The 16,898-nt window shown below is 37.0% G+C and carries 19 protein-coding genes; 7 read left to right on the top strand and 12 right to left on the bottom strand.

Annotated features, from left to right (window positions below; translation table 11 throughout):
* Positions 1-8: 8 nt before the first annotated feature.
* Positions 9-665 carry an ABC transporter ATP-binding protein gene (locus CCC20_RS10865; RefSeq protein ID WP_013851779.1) on the top strand — a complete coding sequence of 219 codons (657 nt, stop codon included), beginning with the start codon at positions 9-11 and terminating at the stop codon, positions 663-665.
* Positions 666-720: 55 nt separating this feature from the next.
* On the opposite strand, the gene CCC20_RS10860 is transcribed toward CCC20_RS10865, so the two are convergent.
* From CCC20_RS10860 to CCC20_RS10845, 4 genes are all read right to left on the bottom strand, one after another.
* The gene (locus tag CCC20_RS10860; protein WP_013851778.1) at positions 721-2,139 is read right to left on the bottom strand and encodes a glycoside hydrolase family 1 protein; all 1,419 of its coding nucleotides are present in this window, start codon (positions 2,137-2,139) and stop codon (positions 721-723) included.
* 113 nt (positions 2,140-2,252) lie between these two features.
* Positions 2,253-3,596 (bottom strand): MFS transporter, encoded by a 1,344-nt coding sequence (locus tag CCC20_RS10855; protein ID WP_003064621.1) that lies wholly within the window; start codon positions 3,594-3,596, stop codon positions 2,253-2,255.
* 5 nt (positions 3,597-3,601) lie between these two features.
* Complete coding sequence (locus CCC20_RS10850) at positions 3,602-4,054, bottom strand: MarR family winged helix-turn-helix transcriptional regulator (protein ID WP_013851776.1); 453 nt, start codon at positions 4,052-4,054, stop codon at positions 3,602-3,604.
* Positions 4,055-4,317: 263 nt separating this feature from the next.
* A complete protein-coding gene (locus CCC20_RS10845; RefSeq protein ID WP_013851775.1) occupies positions 4,318-5,157 on the bottom strand; it encodes an HAD family hydrolase in 840 nt (279 codons plus the stop codon).
* 171 nt (positions 5,158-5,328) lie between these two features.
* Here CCC20_RS10845 and CCC20_RS10840 point away from each other — a divergent pair, with 171 nt between their 5' ends.
* Positions 5,329-5,727, top strand: coding sequence for a hypothetical protein (locus CCC20_RS10840; protein WP_013851774.1), 399 nt, complete (start codon positions 5,329-5,331; stop codon positions 5,725-5,727).
* 30 nt (positions 5,728-5,757) lie between these two features.
* On the opposite strand, the gene CCC20_RS10835 is transcribed toward CCC20_RS10840, so the two are convergent.
* The 5 genes from CCC20_RS10835 to yjbM all read right to left on the bottom strand — a co-directional run bounded on the left by CCC20_RS10835 (position 5,758) and on the right by yjbM (position 9,958).
* Complete coding sequence (locus CCC20_RS10835) at positions 5,758-6,513, bottom strand: SDR family oxidoreductase (RefSeq protein ID WP_003064617.1); 756 nt, start codon at positions 6,511-6,513, stop codon at positions 5,758-5,760.
* A 66-nt stretch (positions 6,514-6,579) separates the two neighbouring features.
* A complete protein-coding gene (pta, locus tag CCC20_RS10830; protein WP_003064616.1) occupies positions 6,580-7,578 on the bottom strand; it encodes a phosphate acetyltransferase in 999 nt (332 codons plus the stop codon).
* 16 nt (positions 7,579-7,594) lie between these two features.
* The gene (locus CCC20_RS10825; RefSeq protein ID WP_003064615.1) at positions 7,595-8,485 is read right to left on the bottom strand and encodes an RluA family pseudouridine synthase; all 891 of its coding nucleotides are present in this window, start codon (positions 8,483-8,485) and stop codon (positions 7,595-7,597) included.
* Positions 8,482-9,318, bottom strand: a complete 837-nt coding sequence (locus tag CCC20_RS10820) for an NAD kinase (protein ID WP_003064614.1) — start codon at positions 9,316-9,318, stop codon at positions 8,482-8,484. The genes CCC20_RS10825 and CCC20_RS10820 overlap by 4 nt, the downstream gene beginning before the upstream one ends.
* Positions 9,293-9,958: a GTP diphosphokinase gene (gene yjbM, locus CCC20_RS10815; protein WP_003064613.1), complete on the bottom strand. Its 666-nt coding sequence runs from the start codon at positions 9,956-9,958 to the stop codon at positions 9,293-9,295. The genes CCC20_RS10820 and yjbM overlap by 26 nt, the downstream gene beginning before the upstream one ends.
* A gap of 132 nt (positions 9,959-10,090) precedes the next feature.
* Here yjbM and CCC20_RS10810 point away from each other — a divergent pair, with 132 nt between their 5' ends.
* From CCC20_RS10810 to CCC20_RS10790, 5 genes are all read left to right on the top strand, one after another.
* Positions 10,091-10,660, top strand: a complete 570-nt coding sequence (locus CCC20_RS10810; protein WP_003064612.1) for a CYTH domain-containing protein — start codon at positions 10,091-10,093, stop codon at positions 10,658-10,660.
* An 85-nt stretch (positions 10,661-10,745) separates the two neighbouring features.
* Positions 10,746-11,717, top strand: a complete 972-nt coding sequence (locus CCC20_RS10805; RefSeq protein ID WP_003064611.1) for a ribose-phosphate diphosphokinase — start codon at positions 10,746-10,748, stop codon at positions 11,715-11,717.
* 7 nt (positions 11,718-11,724) lie between these two features.
* Positions 11,725-12,840, top strand: a complete 1,116-nt coding sequence (locus tag CCC20_RS10800) for a cysteine desulfurase family protein (protein WP_013851771.1) — start codon at positions 11,725-11,727, stop codon at positions 12,838-12,840.
* Position 12,841: 1 nt separating this feature from the next.
* Positions 12,842-13,189 carry a DUF1831 domain-containing protein gene (locus tag CCC20_RS10795; RefSeq protein ID WP_003064609.1) on the top strand — a complete coding sequence of 116 codons (348 nt, stop codon included), beginning with the start codon at positions 12,842-12,844 and terminating at the stop codon, positions 13,187-13,189.
* Between the two features lie 144 nt (positions 13,190-13,333).
* Positions 13,334-13,981 (top strand): redox-sensing transcriptional repressor Rex, encoded by a 648-nt coding sequence (locus tag CCC20_RS10790; protein ID WP_003064608.1) that lies wholly within the window; start codon positions 13,334-13,336, stop codon positions 13,979-13,981.
* 146 nt (positions 13,982-14,127) lie between these two features.
* Here the strand turns inward: CCC20_RS10790 and radC are convergent, their stop codons facing one another.
* The 3 genes from radC to CCC20_RS10775 are packed head-to-tail and all read right to left on the bottom strand — an operon-like array spanning position 14,128 to position 16,820.
* Positions 14,128-14,808 (bottom strand): RadC family protein, encoded by a 681-nt coding sequence (radC, locus tag CCC20_RS10785; protein WP_013851770.1) that lies wholly within the window; start codon positions 14,806-14,808, stop codon positions 14,128-14,130.
* Positions 14,809-14,855: 47 nt separating this feature from the next.
* On the bottom strand, positions 14,856-15,695 hold the full coding sequence (locus CCC20_RS10780) for a glycosyltransferase family 8 protein (RefSeq protein WP_003064605.1): 840 nt from the start codon (positions 15,693-15,695) through the stop codon (positions 14,856-14,858).
* A 6-nt stretch (positions 15,696-15,701) separates the two neighbouring features.
* A complete protein-coding gene (locus CCC20_RS10775) occupies positions 15,702-16,820 on the bottom strand; it encodes an AI-2E family transporter (protein ID WP_013851769.1) in 1,119 nt (372 codons plus the stop codon).
* Between the last annotated feature and the right edge of the window lie 78 nt (positions 16,821-16,898).

Raw genomic sequence — 16,898 nt, 5'->3', positions numbered from 1 at the left:
ACTAAGAAATGACTTTACGAACACATAATATCGGTTATTGGTACACCAACAATCCTGACGATTATCTTTTTAAAGACATTAATCTAACCTTTGAAAAAGGGAAAATTTACTCTATTCTTGGTCAGTCAGGAAGCGGAAAAACAACTTTCCTTTCTCTACTAGCTGGCTTAGATAGTCCCAAAGCTGGAGAAATTTATTTGGAAGATAATGATATCAATAAATCTGGTTTGACCAATTACCGTAAAAACTCTGTTTCAACGATTTTCCAAGCTTATAATTTAATGACCTACATGACTGCTCGTCAAAATGTTCAAACGGCGCTAGAAATCTCTAACAAACCCGTGGACAATGCCAAAATCGAAGAACTTTTTGAACTCGTTGGTATTCCCAAAGAAATGATTGACAAGCCAGTTCTTCAACTCTCTGGTGGGCAACAACAGCGTGTTGCTATCGTTCGTGCTTTAGCAACGGAACATGATTTAATTATCGCTGACGAACCGACAGGAAACTTGGACGAAGAAACAACACAAGACATTGTCAATATCTTCAAAGATATTGCACATAAGCAAAATAAAACCGTTATTATCGTCACTCACGAAACAGCTGTCGCTCAAGAAACAGACGTCACGTTTGAACTCAAGAAAAAACAATTTACAGAGGTTTAAAAATAAAAGAATGCACTCAACTTCATTGCTGAGTGCATTTTCATTATAAAATTTATCAATCTGATAAATCTTGTCCATTTGTAGCGATAACTTTCTTGTACCAGAAGAATGAATCTTTGCGGTAGCGTTTGAGACTGCCCACTTCTTCATCTGTACGGTCAACGTAGATAAAGCCATAACGTTTACGGATACCTTCGTGTGTTGAGATGAGGTCGATTGCTGACCATGGATTGTAACCAAGCATATCAACACCATCAGAAATAGCCAATTGAATTTGTGCAATGTGTTGGCGAAGATATTCGATACGGTAGTTGTCATGAATTTTGCCGTCTTCTGTCAAAGTATCGTATGCTCCAAGACCATTTTCAGTAACTAAAAGCGGCAAACGATAGCGGCTGTACATTTCACGGACGGTTGCACGGAAACCAATAGGATCAATTTCCCAACCAAATTCTGTTTTCACAAGATTTGGATTGTCAACGCTCTTCGCAAAGCCTGGGAAAGTTTGATTTGATTGTTGGTCACCATTAGCTCCTGCGACTTCACTACCGTCAGAAGCTTCAACAGTCGCTGTATTGTAATAGTTAAAGCCAATAAAATCAGGTTTAGCTGCTTTCATGATAGCACGGTCCTCATCAGTAACCGTTGGCAAAGCATCATTTTCTTCCAAATATGCCCAAGCTAGGTTATTGTATTCACCGAAAACATAAGCATCTAAATAAAGCCAATTACGAAGCGCATTGAAGTTTTGAGCAGCAATAACATCTTCTGGTTTTGATGACGCTGGGTAAACCAAAGAAATATTTGGTGCTGGACCAATTTTAGCATCGGGAAGCATTTCATGGCAAAGTTGCATTGCTTTAGCTTGCGCAACCAATTGGTGATGATTTTGTTGGTAAATCTCTTTAGTGAGATTAGTTGTTCCTTCTGGCACATGAAGCGTACCGATAACTGGACCAACCAATGTTAGCATGTTTTGTTCATTGATTGTTAGCCAATATTTAACACGGTCACCGAAGTTTTCAAACAAGACACGCGCATATTCAGCGAACCAATCAACAGAATCATGTGTTGACCAAGAACCGCGTTCATCAAGCGCTGCTGGCATATCAAAGTGGAACATTGTGACGATTGGTTCAATGTCATATTTCAAACATTCATCAATCAAATTATTGTAGAATTCAATCCCTTTTGGATTAACCTCGCCTATTCCATTCGGCAAAACACGTGTCCAAGAAATAGAGAAGCGATATGATTTGAAGCCCATTTCTGCCATTAGGGCAATATCTTCTTTGTAATGATGATAGTGGTCAACTGAAACTGACAAATCAGCTGTGCCTGCAGGAATTTCTTTCACGTCTTGGCATGACGGACCTTTGCCGTCCTCTAAAGCAGCTCCTTCAACTTGATAAGCTGACGTTGAAGCTCCCCACAAAAAGTGCTCTGGAAATGGGTTTAAATTTTTGTGTAACATAAAAAATCTCCTCACTAATGGTTTTTCAACAATATTATATCGTTAAAATCAAACAAAAACTAATGATATAAAACGCATTCCTTGTACTATACCATTATATAAAAAATTTTATATTATATTCTATTTTGATATTTCAAACTAAGAGTTAAAATCAATGATATGAAAACCACACCAATCAGAAAGAAAATTGCATTACGACTACCGGTAACCGCACCATTAGCTACAGAAGACATTTCGCCTAAGGTAAAAATTTGTGAAACAACTGTTGTCGAAATTGCACCGGAAAATTGTTGAAATGTATTGAGGATGCTATTTCCATCGACAAATTCTTCATCGCTTAATTTAGACAAAGTTGTTGAAATGATATTACTTGCTGCAATACCAACTCCCATCATAATCAAAATATCCAAAAATAACAGTTGGATAACCGAAGCCTTGATAAACATTATTACCATCATTAGAAGGCCCAAGAATGTTATCAAAACTCCTGTAATAATAGGTTTAAAAGCACCGATTCTATCCATAATAAATCCAGAAATTGGGGATAAAATAGCAACTAGTATAGCGCCAGGAAACATGAACAATCCCGCTTGAGTAGAAGTTTGCCCTAAAACTATTTGAAGATGATTGGGCAGAATAAAAGACAATCCTAGGGAAACCATTTGAAATCCTAATACACCGTACATCAAAAAAACGAAAGTTTTATTCTTAAAAACATGCAAATTAAGTAGGAGCCCTTTTTGATTAGATACATAAAATAGAATGAATGCTATCATACATAGAATAAGCCAAAATATTGATAATTGCTCAATTGCAAGTAGTAAAGAACCTAAACCAACTCCTAGAAAAACAAAAGCCAGAATATTGAATTGACCATTTTGTGTAACCTTTATATGTGGAATTGAACCGATACCAACCAATGTGGAGATCAAAAGAATTGGTATTAAAAATAGAAATATGGACTTCCAACCAAATGCAGTTAACATTATTCCTCCGTAAGTTGGACCAATCGCTGGTGCAAAAGAGGTAGTCATCGTTGCAATTCCAGTAATAAAGCCACGACGTTCAATAGGAACATGGTGTAAAATAATATGAAATAGCAAAGGTAATGCTACACCTGTCCCAATTCCTTGTAAAATACGCCCAAGTAAGAGCATCCACAAATTCGAAGCAAGGGCATCAAATATCAAGCCTGTTATAAAGAAAAGATTTGCGCTAAGAAAAATCTGATGCTCTGAAAAGTGACGAATCAAGTATGCTGACAACGGAACAATAATAGCTACCGCCAACAGATTTCCAGTAGTTACCCATTGGATAACTGTTGCATTAACACCAAACTCTCTCATTAATACTGGAAAAGTTACATTCATTGAAGTTTCCACAAGTACTCCAGCAAATCCCAGTATTGCTGTGGTTATAATTGCTGGCAAAACATTCCATTTACGTTTATTCTTCATAGATATCAATCGTTTTTACTCTTATTAACCCTTTCTATATTTTCCAAAATACGTTCTAATTGTTTTTCGAATAACTCAATTTCTTGTGGCTTGAACCCTTGATAAAAATTTTTACCAACCTCTTGGCTAACTTCATAGCCAAGAGCAACTTGTTCACGACCAAAATCCGTTAAAGAAAACAATTTTTTTCGTCCATCTGTTGGGTGCGCGACACTCCTAATCAAAGACATAGTTTCGAGCTTTTTTAGCATACTCGTTAAAGTGTTGTTAGCAAGTCCAGAATACTTGGAAATCTCACTAGCTGTTAAATCATCACCGAAATCACGTAATGTAGTCAAAATTTTCCCTTGCTCTCCAGAGTAAACAGCTTCTGTCTTACTCAGCAGCTTATTGAAATACCTTCCATTCAATAACGTAATATGTGTCATCAAATATGAGCCTCTAGCAAATTTATCCATTTATTCTTATATTTATATTAGCGGGTAGCTCCCGTCAGTATAAACCCTTTCTTTCATTATTTTTTAGATTTGTTTTATACTTAGTTCAGCGCTATAGATTAGTATCATTTTTCAATCGCTTAGACTTTTTATTTCTATATAGAACTTTAGTTAGATTTTACTATATAGAAATAAAAAGTCAAGTATTTTTTCTTATACATAGTAAAAAGGATTTGGAAATTATTTCCAAATCCTTTTTACATCATATAAAACTTAGTCCCTTGTTAAATTAATCCCAATTTTTCAAAGGCATTATAAAGTCCGTCTTCCTCAACGTCATCGGTTACCATGTCTGCCATAGCAAGAATTTCTGGACCACCATTTCCCATTGAAACACCAATTTCACAATATTCTAACATTGGAATATCAACCTTGGCATCACCAAAAGCAATGGTATCCTTTTTATCAGCTTGCAAGTGTTCTAAAAGAACATCGATTGCGTGTGCTTTGGTAATATCTTTAACACCGAGGTCTCCAAATAACGCCGTTTCACCACGACCACCCCATGTTCCAGCTTTTAAACTTGGAAAAGCTTTGGCTGAATCCAAATGGTCTTTGTAAGAATTAAGAATAAAGCTGACCTTATTCAAATCATCACGATACAATTCGCCACCATAAATCAAGCCATGAAGGGCATCTTCTGCTTCCATATGCTCAACTTCTGCCGCTGTTTTTCCTTTAGAAAACGCATATTGTCGCATTACTGGACGGGCAACTTCTTTAAAATTTTCCGAAGCAAAAAGACCATTATTTGATTCTAAGTAAAATTCCAACCCGCGTTCGTGTAGCCAGTCAACAATGGCTTTGGCATCCTCTTTTGAAATCAACTGGTGCATGATAACCTTACCGTCATATTCAACGTAAGAACCATTGCCACCAATCATGCCATCAAGGCCAATTTCCCACAGTTCAGGCTGCATTTCCGCACGACTACGCCCCGTACAAACAAAGACATAATGTCCATTTTGACGCGCTTGTTGAATTGCTTTGACAGCCGACGCTGGCACGCGATTATGATAATCCACTAATGTTCCATCAACATCTAAAAAAATAATCTTACTCATCGTTTTCCTCCAACCTATCTTTGTTATCTATTATAAACAGTTTGTTAGCAAGAAGATAGTATGATGTTAGCGTTTTCTGATATTATCCTCTGAATTATCAAAACAATGCATGTGCAAGTCTCTCATAGCAGTTTACAAACAGTTTAGTTGTGCTTTTCTGACAAAATCGTTATGATTGATAACATGAAAGACATTAAAGCATTACTGGCTCATCTTCCCTACCGAGCTAGTTTTTATGATAACAATTTAAAGCTCATTTATAGCAACCATCGCTCTGACGGATCATTTTTCACAGAAAACGAAAGCGAGAAACTTCCTGAATGGATTTGGCAAAGTCTACATCAATCTCCAGAAAAAAGCCTACATTTGCAAATACCGACAGATAGTTTTGAAGCCATCTTAATGCAAACTTATCAGCTGATTTTAGACAATTCTGGTAAATCACTTGGTGTCATAACTTACATTCAAGATTTAAGGCCACTTCTGTCTAGTTATCTAAAAGAAACTAGTCAAGCCATTGTGGCTTGGTCTGATACCACATCAGGACCTTCTATTGGTAATGATTTATAGGAATGATAAAAAGAGCCATATGGCTCTTTTTTAATCTCGGTAAACGGGTTGTGGTCCAAAAGATTGGGAAACAGGCATTATTTCAATGCGATTGATATTGACATGAGAAGGTTGGCTTGTCACCCAAGAAACGGTGTTGGCAATATCTTCTGGTTTAATAGCATGTGCGCCATCGTAGAGTTTTTCAGCGCGTTCATCGTCGCCTTTGAAACGAACATTTGAAAATTCTGTTCCCTCGCAAAGACCTGGTTCAATATTAGTGACACGAATTTTAGTGCCTGCAAGGTCTGCGCGCAAGTTCAATGAAAATTGTTTCACGAAAGCTTTTGAAGCACCGTAAACATTAGCCCCAGGATAAGGAACCGTACCAGCAGTTGACCCAAGATTGATAATCATACCAGTATTACGTTTAACCATATCTGGCAAAATTTGGCGGGTTAAATAAGTCAAACCAACGATATTCGTATTAATCATTGTCAGCCAATCTGAAAAATCTGCCTCGTATGCTTTATCCAAGCCAAGTGCTAAACCGGCATTATTAACCAAAATATCAATTTCTCGCCATTCTTTAGGCAAAGAAGCTAAAGCTTCGTCGATAGCTTGTGTTTGTGAGACATCCATTTGAAGAGGGTAAACATTCTGTTCACCTAGTGCTGCTTGTAAGCTCTGCAATTTTTCCAAACGGCGGGCACTAGCAATCACACGATAACCGTCAGATACTAATTTCTCAACGATAGCTTTACCAAATCCAGCAGAAGCTCCCGTAACTAAAGCAATTTTTGACATATTTCCTCTTTTCTTATTAAGACAAGAAAGCCAGTCGGAAAAACCAACTGAGCTTTGTTAATTTTATTAATTATCGTTGCCATCAATAGCCTGAGCAGCTGTGATGATGGCTAATTTGTAAATATCCTCAGCACTTGAGCCACGTGACAAATCATTCACAGGCTTGTTAAGTCCTTGCAGAATTGGTCCAATAGCTTCAAACATCCCTAAGCGTTGAGCGATTTTATAACCAATGTTTCCTGATTGAAGGTCTGGGAAGATAAAGACATTTGCTTGTCCTGCAATATCACTATCTGGTGCTTTTACAGCTGCTGTCCCTGGAACAAATGCCGCATCAAATTGCAATTCACCATCCAAAAGAATGTCAGGGCGTGTTTCTTGGGCAATTTTAGTTGCTGTTTGTACCTTTTCAACTTGTGGCGCCTTAGCACTTCCTTTCGTTGAAAAGCTCAGCATTGCAATCTTTGGCTCAATATCAAAAATTTTAGCCGTATCCGCAGTATTCACAGCAATTTCAGCCAATTCTTGAGCAGTAGGGTCAATATTAATCGCACAGTCAGCAAACACAAGACGTTGTTCAGTTGTTTCACGGTTCATCAAGAATACCCCTGAAGTACGTGAAATACCAGGTTTCGTTTTGATGATTTGAAGCGCTGGGCGAACCGTATCAGCGGTTGAATGAATGGCACCAGAAACCATTCCGTCAGCCAAGCCAAGTTTGACAAGCATCACACCAAAATAATTGACATCTTGTAACAAACGCTCGGCCTCTTCTGGTGTCACTTTTCCCTTACGAATTTCAAGAAATGCTTCTTTCATTTCATCAAATTTATCGTATTCTGCTGGATTGATAAAGACATAATCTTGATCAGCGAAGCCAAATTTCGCAAGCAAAGCTCGAACTTCTTTAGCGTCTCCTAAAATAATTGGCTCAATTAACCCCTCAAATTTCAAACGAGCGGCTGCTCGAAGTACACGTTCATCATTTCCTTCAGGAAAAACAATTTTGAGGTTTTTACCAACAATTTTTTCCCGTAAGCTACCAAATAAAGATCGAATTCCCATATTTTTAACCTTCTATCTAATTTTGTTGTAGTTCCATGATAACGCTATCAAAATCATCTGTCAAGTTTGTAGTCTGAATTATCTCTTCATTTGTGTATGGGTTTACAAAGCGAAGATAATGGCAATGCAAAGCTTGACGTGTAATGCCATAATCCATACTTCCACCATACATATCATCTCCCAACAATGGAAAACCAATATGCGAAAAATGCACACGAATCTGGTGGGTGCGTCCCGTATGGAGACGAATATCTACCAAAGCTACCTCACCAAAACGCGCCACAACTTCGTAGCTCGTATGAGCATATTTGCCAGACGGATGCACACAACGTGTGATGATACTATCATCTGAACGAGCAATCGGTGCAATAATCTCACCTTTATCTGCTAATTCACCTTTGCCAGAAACCAAAGCATAATACCGTTTTTCAATGGTTTTATTTTGCAGTTGCTTATCTAATCTAGCATGTGCATAGCCATGTTTAGCAAACAGCATCAATCCGCTCGTATCCTTATCCAAACGTGTCACAATATGCACCTGTTTATTCGGATAATTTTGCTCTAAATAATAATATTTCACAAAATTAGCAATCGTATTGGAATGCAAAACACTTGGAATACTGGCATAACCATACGATTTATTTATAATTAAAAAATGCTCATCTTCATAAGCAATATTAAGATCATGTTTAACAGGAACTAACGTCTCGTGCTCTTCTTCATCAGGAATTTCAATGGTAACAACGTCACCAACGTTCAATAAATAAATGGCATTTTGTTCAACACCATTTACCCATATATTCCCACCTTTGAACTTCACTTTAGCTAATAATCCTTTGGAAACATCGTGACCTTTTAAAAATGTTTTTACTTTTGTTTGTCGATCAGCAACAAAATCAAATCTCACGACTCCAACTCTCCTATAAAGGCATCTGTTACGCGTTCCCAGAAGCTTGTATGGAACGGCGTCGCCACAAAGCTAATTTTTTTATTGTCAATGCAATATTCAATTTTAGACACATTTTTGTAATGCATCGTTTTATTGTCGATTGAAATCGTGTAAACACCTTGACGCTTAGGAATAATTTCAATCTTATCTTTTTTGGGAACAATCACTGAAGACCCCAACGTGCGATAGACACGATTATTCAAACTAGAAATTTCTGCCAGCTGCAAGGCTTCCATTGTCGGATGCAAAATCGCACCACCTAATGATTTATTATAGGCTGTACTTCCTGTTGGTGTCGATACCGAAAGACCGTCACCACGGAAACGTTCTAGTTGTACGTTATCAATAACCACGTCCGCAACCATCGTTTTTTCAATACGTTTAATGGCTACTTCATTCAACGCACGCGCTTTAACCACACGCCCATCGTCCAAGGTAACTTTTGCCCTCAAAATAGGATAAGAAACCTTATGTCCCTTATCAGCATGCAAATTTTCGATTAATTTTTCAACTTCAAAATCACGATAATCCGTATAGAAGCCAAGGTGTCCTGTATGGATTCCGACAAAGCGTACTTTATCAAGATTTTTTTCATACATGTGAAACGCTGATAACAACATACCATCACCACCGATAGAAATGACAATATCAGGGTCTTTCTTAGATAAATAAAATCGCTTGTCCTCCTTGAAGGTCGCAAAAAGTTTTGAAGCAACTCGCCTACTTTGGTATTTTCCGTTTGCCACGATAGCTACTCGTGTCACTTTATCTGTAATATTCGTCTGTGTCATCGCTATTTCCTACACCATCACTTAATTTTCGACTTGCGGGATCAAATAAAAGCTGTGCTTCTCTAATATCCTCACGAATCTTTCTCATTTCTTCATCCAATTCAAGCGCAATTTTTGCTGTCGTTTCAAGGCGTTTCTTGATTTCATCTGGAAATTCACCCTTGTACTTATAATTCAATGAGTGCTCAATTGTCGCCCAGAAATTCATGGCTAATGTTCGAATTTGAATCTCAGCCAAGACCGTTTTTTGACCATCTATCGTATCTACTGGATACTCTACAATAACATGATAAGAACGATAGCCACTTGCTTTCATATTATTGATATAATCTCGTTCTTGAACAATTGTCATGTCGTGACGACCACGCAAAAGAGCTAGAACTTCATCAACATCATCTACGAATTGAACCATAACACGAACACCTGCAATATCTTGCAAATCCTGTGCAATATTTTCAGGTTTAATCCCCCGAAGTTCCATTTTTTCCTTGATACTTTCAACTGATTTTACACGACCAGTTACAAATTCAATTGGAGAATGGCGATTTTGCTTACGAAACTGCTTACGAATACCACGTAGTTTAATCTTCAACTCCCCAACTGTCTGTATGTAAGGATCTAAAAATTTTTCCCAGTCCATCACATTTCCTTCCTAATGGACCTGTCACGAAAGACATGACCAATCCTTGTCAAAAAATTGACTTTTGTATAGAATTAATATAATAAACTAATTATACCATAAATCTAATGGTGAAAAAAAGGAAATTTATTTATGACACACCTTGAAATTGAGTACAAAACCTTACTCACTAAAGACGAATTTAATCGTCTCAATAATCAGTTTTCACACGTAGCACCAGTCACACAGACAAACTACTACTTCGACTCAGAAAACTTTGATATGAAGGCTAATCGTATGTCGTTACGTATTAGAACCTTGCCCAACCGTGCAGAAATAACACTAAAAATTCCAAAAGAAGTTGGCAACTTAGAATATAACTATAATTTGAGTGTTGCAGATGCTAAAGAAATCATCAAATCTGGAAAATTTCCAGATGTTGATTTTCTAAACCTTATCGAAGAGAACGGGGTTAAACTCTCAAGTCTTAAAAACTTTGGCAGTCTTACAACAACACGCCGTGAAACAATGACTAAAATTGGTCTAATGGCACTTGATAGCAACCAATACGCTGGTATTAAAGACTACGAACTTGAATTGGAAGTTGAAAATGCCGAACAAGGTAAGAAAGATTTTGACAACTTCTTAGCCGAGCATACTATCGATTTCAAGTACGCTAAAAGTAAAGTCGCTCGATTCAGTGCGACTCTAAAACGAATTTAAGGTGCTTTTTCATGAGAAAGTGCTGAATTATTTCATTTTTTTTGATAGAATATAAGTATTAATTTTAAAGGAGTTTATTTATATCATGGCAGAACATTACGCCGACAAACAATTCAAGCTTTTTTCTCTTTCTTCTAACGTAGAGATTGCACAAAAGATTGCGGACACAGTTGGTGTCCCACTTGGAAAAGTGTCAACACGTAAGTTTTCAGACGGCGAAATCATGATTAACATTGAAGAAACAGTTCGTGGAGATGATATTTACATCATCCAATCTACTAGCTACCCTGTTAATGACAACCTTTGGGAACTTTTGATTATGGTTGATGCTTGTAAACGTGCTAGTGCAAACACAGTTAACGTGGTTATCCCTTATTTTGGTTATTCACGTCAAGACCGTATTGCTGCATCACGTGAACCAATTACTGCAAAACTTGTTGCTAACATGTTGGTTAAAGCGGGCGTAGATCGTCTATTAACACTTGACCTTCACGCTGTTCAAGTGCAGGGATTCTTTGATGTTCCAGTTGATAACCTCTTTACTGTTCCACTTTTTGCTCAATACTACTGTGAATTAGGGCTAAAAGGTGAAGATGTTGTCGTTGTTAGCCCTAAAAACTCTGGTATCAAACGTGCCCGTAGCTTAGCACAATACCTTGATTCACCAATCGCAATCATTGATTATGCAGAAGATGATTCTCACCGCGAAGAAGGTTATATCATTGGTGAAGTTTCTGGTAAAAAAGCTATCCTTATCGATGATATTTTGAACACAGGTAAAACATTTGCTGAAGCTGCTAAAATCGTAGAACGCGATGGTGCAACAGAAATCTATGCCGTAGCAAGTCACGGTTTATTTGCTGGCGGTGCTGCTGAAAGCCTTGATACTGCTCCTATTAAAGAAATTTTAGTAACTGACTCTGTCGCTACTAAAGAACGCTTGCCAAAAAATATTAAATATCTTTCAGCAAGCAAATTAATTGCTGACGCGATTATTCGTATCCACGAAAAATCACCACTCAGCCCATTATTCTCATATAACGCTACAAAGGATTAACTAATATATGATATATCTCGATAATGCTGCTACTACTCCTCTCATACCTTCTGTTATTGATGCAATGACAGAAGTCATGATCAACGATTTTGGTAATCCCTCAAGTATTCATGGCATTGGACGTCAAGCTAACCAACGCCTACGCTCGAGCCGCCAAATGATTGCCTCAGCCTTAAAAACTGATCCACGCCGCATTATCTTTACGTCTGGTGCAACCGAAAGCAATAATACTGCTATCAAAGGTTACGCCCTTGCTAATCAAGCTAAAGGAAAACACCTTGTCACTACTGCTATTGAGCATCATTCCGTTCTTCACACCATGGAATACCTGGAAAAACGCTTTGGTTTTGAAGTGACTTATCTAAAACCTGAAAATGGTCATATTTCTGCACAGCAAGTTGCTGATGCTTTGCGTGATGATACTATTTTGGTTAGCATCATGTTTGCTAATAACGAAACTGGTGATCTTCTTCCTGTTAAAGAAATTGGAGAACTTCTTCAAGATCACCAAGCCGCATTCCATATTGATGCCGTTCAAGCCGTTGGTAAAGTTGATGTCTTTCCTGAAGAAATCAAAGCTGATTTTCTTTCAGCTTCTGCTCATAAATTCCATGGACCAAAAGGTGTCGGTATTCTCTACTCAACACCACAGCATTTTGATAACTTGCTTCATGGCGGTGAACAAGAAGAGAAACGCCGTGCTAGTACGGAAAATATGATTGGTATTACCGGTTTAGCACAAGCTTTGTCTGACGCCGTTGCTCATAAATATGAAAATTATCAACACGTTCAAGAACTTCGTCAAGCATTCCTTGATGGCATTTCTGGTTTGGATTATTATATCAATGGAAGCCAACATAAAATGCCGCATGTTCTTAACATCGGTTTTCCAAATCAAAACAACGGCATTCTTTTAACGCAACTTGATTTAGCAGGTTTTGCCGTTTCAACAGGTTCTGCTTGTACTGCTGGAACAGTCGATCCAAGTCATGTTTTGTCTAGCATTTATGGTGACGATTCTCCACGTTTAACAGAATCTATTCGCATTAGCTTTTCAGAGCTTAATACAATCAGCGAAATCCAACAACTCGCTCAAAAACTAATAGAAATTGTAGGAAAATAAGATGGCATTTGAAAAAGAAATTACTTTAGAGAACTGTCTTTATAGCTATGCTATTAGCGATAACATCAAAAAATACACGCTTCGTGATACCACATTTTCACAAAATCGTATTGGAAACTACGAATTGACACGCTTGTTGGAAAAAGTACCTAATTCTGGTGATGGTTTCCCATTGAAAATTACGATCAACAAAGATTTGACAGGTTTTAAACTCAGCATTACTGATAAATCTGGTCTGCGTTTTGTCAATATCTTCAAATCTGAGGACAATAAAATCCTTCAAGAAAAATTTTATTTCTTAATGGACAGTCTTGTGGAACGCGATATTTTCACAAAAAAACGTGTTTAATAACCCTTTTAACTCTAAAAACGACTTAATATCTAACATTTTTTGTTAATTTAAGTCGTTTTTTCGCTTATTTCGTTAAATTTGTTTCTGTTTTCACAAACTTTTTGATACAATAGTATTAAAAAGTAAAAGGGAGATGATATTGTGACTACTGAGAAATCTATTCCTAAAGCAACAGCTAAACGACTATCACTTTATTATCGTATTTTCAAACGATTCAATACAGATAATGTCGAAAAAGCGAGTTCTAAACAAATCGCAGATGCTATGGGAATCGATTCTGCAACCGTACGTCGAGATTTTTCATATTTTGGCGAACTAGGGCGTCGAGGATTCGGCTATGATGTCAAAAAATTGATGAATTTCTTTGCCGATATTTTAAACGACCATTCCACAACAAACGTTCTTCTTGTTGGCTGTGGAAATATTGGACGAGCTTTGCTTCACTATCGCTTCCACGATCGTAATAAAATGCAAATTTCAATGGCTTTTGATACTGATGACAATGAAATGGTGGGACATGAAACATTAGATGGCATCCCTATCTATGGTATCTCATCACTAAAAAAACACGCGCAAGAAGCTGGTATTGAAACAGCTATTTTAACTGTTCCAAGTTCAAAAGCTCAAGAAGTCGCAGATATACTGGTTGATGCTGGTATTCATGGTATTTTGAGCTTCTCTCCTGTTCACCTCAATGTTCCAAAAGGTATCATCGTTCAGTACGTTGATTTAACAAGTGAGTTGCAAACTTTACTGTATTTCATGAATCAATCTAATCAAAATAAATAAACTATCAAGTTAGCTTCAAAAACATTCTGGATACTTTCCTCTAAACGAAAGTATCTTTTTTGTTGCTTACCATTTATTTTTTAGAATATATTTTATGAATGATTTTCTTCTACTGCTTTCTCATTAGAAATTCAAAGTGAACGACATTACAAAACATCTGTTTCTTCTCGGAAGCTGTAATATTGGTATTTTCCAATGACGATATGGTCAAGGCAAATAATACCAATATCTTCACAAGAGCGTTTTATTTTTTGAGTAAATCGCAGATCATTCTCACTTGGCTCTGGGGAGCCTGACGGATGATTATGGACAATAATAACTGATGTTGCCATATTTTTGCATGCATAATAGAGAATTTCACGTGGTTCAGCAATCGAACGGCGAACAGAACCGATAAAAATCGTTCGTTGTTCAATGATTCGATTTTGCGTATCCAGATAAATAGCCACCAAATGTTCTTGTTTTTGGTCACTCAATTCTAACATCATTTTACGCGCTAGACGTTCGCTGCTCATAATGCGTTCTTTTTGGATATATTCAGCCTTGCTAATGCGCTTTGCTAGTTCAATCATTGCTTTGATTTCAATTGATTTAACATAACCAATACCATTGATTTGTTGCAATTCTTGCAGGGATAGGTGTTGAAAATCAGCTAAGCTATCTAAATTTTTCAAGATTTGATTGGCAACTTCCAAAACTGGGGTTGCTTTTGTTCCTGTTCGTAATAAAATAGATAATAGTTCCTGATTGCTAAGATGCTCTGCCCCTAAGTCTCTCAAGCGTTCTCGTGGCAACATAGCATCTGCTTTCATTTCAATTGCATACATAATAAAAAGTACCTCCACTTATTTATTCGTAAGTCGAGGTACTTTTTCTAATGATTTTTCTTATTTTTTAAACGTAATGCGCAGTGTTGATAGTGTTTATAAAGAGCGCTATAACGTCCACGGTAATCTTTTTTCCACGGCTTGTCTCGTCCACAAAAATGTAAAAACACCGTATGTTCAATAACCCAATTTAAATTCCATTTACCAGAACTTCTAGTATAATAGAGAATATTATATCGCGCATCGTAATTATAAATTTGGTCAGGAATTTGCAAGGTTTGATGCCCATATAAGGCATTCAAGATGTCTTGGTCTGGCAACAACAAGAGATGATTATTTTGCTCAATATAATCTAAAATGTCTTGTCGGCGTACCGATTGACGAATAGCAACCAAATTCATCAAAAGGACGCCAGAATTAAAATACCCTTCTGCCTCAAAATTCCGTAAACGCAGTTTATTAACAAGTTCTGAAATATTGCCATCTGACGTATGGCTAGCAGCAGCATACAGTTTATCGCCTAAATTCAGCTTATATAAGGGAACAACATCATTCAAACACAAAATATCCGCATCAACATATAAAATCTTGTCCAATTCCTTTGGCAAATATTCATGAGCCAAAAGGCGATAATAAATAGTCTCAGGGTAACGGTCTGTCGTCGGAGCATCTTCAAATGCTTCCTCACCAACCACAACAGGCGTATAACGAACACCTAATTTTTGACAGAATTCCGAAATGTCATCATTCTTTTTTAACAATTGCTTTTGTAAAACATAAACTGCTAAGTTATGATTGCTACTATTTTGATAAATCGAATATAGCGTGACCATAAATTGCGAAACATAGCCATCATCGATTGAAAAGAGTAAATTGATTGTATCCATATTATCTCAGTTATCTAAGTTTGCTTGTTGGCGCTTAGCAACGTTGTCTTTAATGATTTGATAAAGACTTGCTGCCAAAGGTACAGCTACTAACATTCCAAGGATACCCCATAAAGCACCACCGATTGTGATTGCCATTAAGACCCACATACCTGGTAATCCAATTGAACCACCAACGACACGTGGATAAATGACATTCCCTTCAAATTGTTGTAAAACAATCAAGTAAACTAAAAAGAGAAACGCTTGTGAAACAGATTGTGTGGCAATTAAGATAAAACCAATGGTCGCTCCAATATAAGCACCAATAACAGGAATTAATGCCGTAAATGCAACCAAAATACCGATTGTTGCCGCATAGGGGAAATTAAACAGAAACATTCCTGCTGCTGTCAAGCTCCCCAAAATCATCGCTTCTAGCGTTTGACCAACAAAGAAACCGTGAAAACGTTGGTGCAAAATGTCTAGGATATAGTGAACTTTTTCGGCGTATTTGCCAAGATAGGTATCAATCAAAAGATTAAACTGACGCCCCAATTGTTCTTTGCTTGCCAAAACATAAATTGAAAAGACCAAGCTAACAAAGACATTTAAAACAGTTGAAGCAATCGTACTAACCGACGTCAAAACCCCTGTTAAAACGGACAGCACTTGATTTAAAATTTGCTGACTATAATCTGAAAGAGTTGAGGTAATATCAGATGAATTTCCAAAATAATCAAACAGTTCTTTGATAGCCTTATTATCACTCACTTCTTTAATAAAATTAGCAATGCCAGTAGTATCAATCTTCAGCAAGGAATTAATACTTGAAATCAAATCAGGCAGGACAATCGAAAAGAGCCAGCTAATCAATAAAATAAAGGTCAAGTATGCCAAAATCATCGAAATCGCACGTTTGGCCTTCAAAAGCATTCTATTTTTGATAACGCGCGTGTAGAGCATCTCATATAAGCTCATGACAATGTTGACAATATAGGCAATTCCAGCACCAATTAAAAAGGGGAAGCTTGCCTTATAAATCGTTCCGACAATTGATGCACCATTACTCCAATAAGCTTGGATAGCATAACAAAGGACAAAGGCAAGTACAACATAATAGACTTGTTTTTTCTCGAATTTCATAACAGCTCCTAATTTTCAGTTGCTTTCATTATATCATATCAAAATTTATCGAAAAAACGAAATATCTACTTCTTTTAA

The sequence above is a fragment of the Streptococcus sp. LMAG:39 genome, assembly GCF_008680485.1.
Taxonomy (GTDB): Bacteria; Bacillota; Bacilli; order Lactobacillales; family Streptococcaceae; genus Streptococcus; species Streptococcus pasteurianus.
Note: the sequence above shows the minus strand (reverse complement) of the source record. Positions and strands in the feature narration are given on the sequence as shown.

Bases quoted from the DNA above. Each gene is read 5' to 3' on its own strand.
- CCC20_RS10855 (WP_003064621.1), bottom strand. From the start codon at position 3,596: ATGAAGAATAAACGTAAATGGAATGTTTTGCCAGCAATTATAACCACA.
- CCC20_RS10850 (WP_013851776.1), bottom strand. From the start codon at position 4,054: ATGGATAAATTTGCTAGAGGCTCATATTTGATGACACATATTACGTTA.
- CCC20_RS10840 (WP_013851774.1), top strand. From the start codon at position 5,329: ATGATTGATAACATGAAAGACATTAAAGCATTACTGGCTCATCTTCCC.
- yjbM (WP_003064613.1), bottom strand. From the start codon at position 9,958: ATGGACTGGGAAAAATTTTTAGATCCTTACATACAGACAGTTGGGGAG.
- CCC20_RS10835 (WP_003064617.1), bottom strand. From the start codon at position 6,513: ATGTCAAAAATTGCTTTAGTTACGGGAGCTTCTGCTGGATTTGGTAAA.
- CCC20_RS10780 (WP_003064605.1), bottom strand. From the start codon at position 15,695: ATGGATACAATCAATTTACTCTTTTCAATCGATGATGGCTATGTTTCG.
- pta (WP_003064616.1), bottom strand. From the start codon at position 7,578: ATGGGAATTCGATCTTTATTTGGTAGCTTACGGGAAAAAATTGTTGGT.
- CCC20_RS10805 (WP_003064611.1), top strand. From the start codon at position 10,746: ATGGCAGAACATTACGCCGACAAACAATTCAAGCTTTTTTCTCTTTCT.
- CCC20_RS10820 (WP_003064614.1), bottom strand. From the start codon at position 9,318: ATGACACAGACGAATATTACAGATAAAGTGACACGAGTAGCTATCGTG.
- CCC20_RS10845 (WP_013851775.1), bottom strand. From the start codon at position 5,157: ATGAGTAAGATTATTTTTTTAGATGTTGATGGAACATTAGTGGATTAT.
- CCC20_RS10860 (WP_013851778.1), bottom strand. From the start codon at position 2,139: ATGTTACACAAAAATTTAAACCCATTTCCAGAGCACTTTTTGTGGGGA.
- radC (WP_013851770.1), bottom strand. From the start codon at position 14,808: ATGTATGCAATTGAAATGAAAGCAGATGCTATGTTGCCACGAGAACGC.
- CCC20_RS10810 (WP_003064612.1), top strand. From the start codon at position 10,091: ATGACACACCTTGAAATTGAGTACAAAACCTTACTCACTAAAGACGAA.
- CCC20_RS10865 (WP_013851779.1), top strand. From the start codon at position 9: ATGACTTTACGAACACATAATATCGGTTATTGGTACACCAACAATCCT.
- CCC20_RS10795 (WP_003064609.1), top strand. From the start codon at position 12,842: ATGGCATTTGAAAAAGAAATTACTTTAGAGAACTGTCTTTATAGCTAT.
- CCC20_RS10775 (WP_013851769.1), bottom strand. From the start codon at position 16,820: ATGAAATTCGAGAAAAAACAAGTCTATTATGTTGTACTTGCCTTTGTC.
- CCC20_RS10800 (WP_013851771.1), top strand. From the start codon at position 11,725: ATGATATATCTCGATAATGCTGCTACTACTCCTCTCATACCTTCTGTT.